We start from the raw sequence: 2,315 nt of genomic DNA, 5'->3' as shown, positions 1-2,315 counted from the left end.
CGAAACCATCAACCCGAACCGCTCAGGCCAGCACGCGCCCCGCGTGAAAGATCCGGGCTAGTCGGACGAACAAACAGGTTCCTCGTGATCGGTAGTCTTGCCGCATGCCCGCATCTCAGAGTTGCGACATCGTTATCACTGGTGCCGATATCCTCGCGCTGGAGTCGCCGACGGGTCACCTGGCCGGTCATTCGATCGCCATCGCCGACGGCGTGATCGTCGCCGTCGATCCTGCCCCTGACGTCGAATCCGCCTGGGCTCCTCGGCGCCGCGTCGACGCGGCCGGCTGCGTTGTCTGTCCTGGGTTCGTAGATGCCCACGTACATTTCGGCGCATTCCTCGGAGCGGCTCGCAACTACTCGGCAGCGCGCACAGAAGGCATGTTCTCAGGGGGAGGTCGCCCGGAGACGGTCATTCCAGCCATCGTCGGAATGCTCGCCGCACCAATACCCGACGCCCTCGTTTCGGCCGTCGTTGCGACTGTCATGGCGTCGATGCTGCGAGCCGGATTCACCTCCGTCGTGGATGCAGGCTCACCCGGGGTGCTCGGAGTAGCGACCGCCGCCCGCTCTGTCGGCATTCGGGCGGCGGTAGGGCCGAGCGTTGCTGATCAATGGCACACAGCGGCCGGCGAACTCGTGCGGCAGGCTGATACGGCCACGGTGTTGGACGCAGCGCGCAACGTGATCGAGAGTATCGACGGCATGGCAGACGGGCGAATCCGCGCTGCCCTGTCCGGGATCGATCCACTCGCATGTTCCGACGACCTCCTGGGCGGCATCAGCGAACTCGCCAGCGCCTACGACATCCCGACGCATCTGCACGCTTATGTGACACCTGAGGCCGTACGCGCCCAGGACCGTGCGGAAGGTCGCACCACCACGGCGCGGCTTCTCGACAGCGGCATCCTGGACGCCCGCTGCACCCTGATGCACGCCGGTGCCGTCACTGACGACGATGTCTCCGAGTTTGTCAGGACCGGTGTAACGGTCAATCACAACCCAGGCGGCAACGCTGTACTCGGGTTCGGGATCGCTTCCGGCCAGACGGTACCGCGCTTACTAGAGGCTGGCGTACCCATTGTGCTGGGAAGCGACTTGGCACCTTTGACGGTGTCGACACCATTCGAGACGATGCGCGCGGCTTTGATCGTTCAGCGTGAGACCGCAGGGTCGGACATGGCCTTGACGCTCGAGCAGGTGCTGACGATGGCCACGAATTCCGGGGTGAGTACGGGCAGACCGTCGCAGATAGGGCGCATCACTGTCGGGCAACTTGCCGATCTCACAATCGTGAGTACTACTCGACACATCATCTTGGAATGAGCCACCCCGTTCCGGCGTTAGGTCTGCACGCGCGGGCATCCGACGTCACAACTGTCATCGTCGCCGGACGCGTGGTCGTGGACGACGGTGCGCTCGTCGACGAAGACGAAGACGAACTCCGCGCCCGCGCCGTGGCAACCATCGAATCGATCAGGTAGCACGACCGGCAGTTTACTGGTAACCCTGCGTATTCGATTTCGTCGTATTCGCCTTGATCTGTCGGCTTAAGGCTTCAATCGCAGGGATTCAACCCACTTGTTCTGCCGGCGGTCGAAGTGGTCGCGAAGTCGGTCCTCGACATGTTCGGGATCCCAGACCGCCACTCGCTCCAGCCCGAGACATTCCTCAATCGTTGCCGGCGTCTCGCCGTGGGCTCCCGAAGTCGGGTCGCTCCAATAGATACTAATGGCCTTGTTGATGGGGTCTTGCTTGGTGTAGCGATGGGTATGCGACTGCTCGTTCTGGGTGAGTGGAACGGTGTCGAGCAATTCCCAACGGCCACCTCGCCGAAATGCCCGATCCATCACCCAGACAGTGAAAGCGATTGGTGTGTCGACCAATTCGAGGAGATCGACTGGTTCTCCGGGCGTACCCACTCGATTGTAGAACTCGACGGATACACCGGTGAGCTGCCGACCGTAGGCGCAGCGCCGATCGTCCAGGTCGATTCGGACGACGCGCCCAGCGGCTCTGTTTGCGCGAGCCTTCACGACGTTGCGGTCGCGGTTGCTTTCAACCATCTACCTATCGTGCCATCCGTGGGTGATTGGGTGGATCGATCTCGAATCGAATCCCATCGGCATCGAGATGCGCCATCCGGAGCCGGACGAAATATTCGAAACATGTTGTTAGAGTAAATGATACGAAATACGCAGGGTTCTACTGGTAACCCTGCATATATGATTTAGTCGTATTCTCGCCGACTAGCCCAGATCTTTCTCCGGGCTGACGTGCCGGCTTGATCTGTTTCGGATTGGGTTTTCGATCTTG

3 protein-coding genes are annotated in these 2,315 nt (G+C 61.3%); 2 read left to right on the top strand and 1 reads right to left on the bottom strand.

Features of this window, described 5'->3' with window-relative positions; all coding sequences use genetic code 11:
• Positions 1-104 precede the first annotated feature (104 nt).
• Together ACHIRB_RS16805 and ACHIRB_RS16800 are read left to right on the top strand one after the other, a co-directional pair.
• Positions 105-1,325 carry an amidohydrolase family protein gene (locus tag ACHIRB_RS16805; RefSeq protein ID WP_395126736.1) on the top strand — a complete coding sequence of 407 codons (1,221 nt, stop codon included), beginning with the start codon at positions 105-107 and terminating at the stop codon, positions 1,323-1,325.
• Complete coding sequence (locus ACHIRB_RS16800) at positions 1,322-1,483, top strand: hypothetical protein (protein WP_395126735.1); 162 nt, start codon at positions 1,322-1,324, stop codon at positions 1,481-1,483. Before ACHIRB_RS16805 ends, ACHIRB_RS16800 begins: the two co-directional genes overlap by 4 nt.
• Before the next feature lie 66 nt (positions 1,484-1,549).
• Here ACHIRB_RS16800 and ACHIRB_RS16795 read toward each other — a convergent pair whose 3' ends face one another.
• Entirely contained in the window at positions 1,550-2,065 is a 516-nt protein-coding gene (locus ACHIRB_RS16795) for an immunity 26/phosphotriesterase HocA family protein (protein WP_395126734.1), read from the bottom strand.
• Positions 2,066-2,315: the final 250 nt, after the last annotated feature.

This window comes from Antrihabitans spumae (genome assembly GCF_043944905.1).
Classification (GTDB): Bacteria; Actinomycetota; Actinomycetes; order Mycobacteriales; family Mycobacteriaceae; genus Antrihabitans; species Antrihabitans spumae.
This window is presented reverse-complemented; position numbering and strand designations above follow the sequence as displayed.

Bases quoted from the DNA above. Each gene is read 5' to 3' on its own strand.
- ACHIRB_RS16805 (WP_395126736.1), top strand. From the start codon at position 105: ATGCCCGCATCTCAGAGTTGCGACATCGTTATCACTGGTGCCGATATC.
- ACHIRB_RS16800 (WP_395126735.1), top strand. From the start codon at position 1,322: ATGAGCCACCCCGTTCCGGCGTTAGGTCTGCACGCGCGGGCATCCGAC.
- ACHIRB_RS16795 (WP_395126734.1), bottom strand. From the start codon at position 2,065: ATGGTTGAAAGCAACCGCGACCGCAACGTCGTGAAGGCTCGCGCAAAC.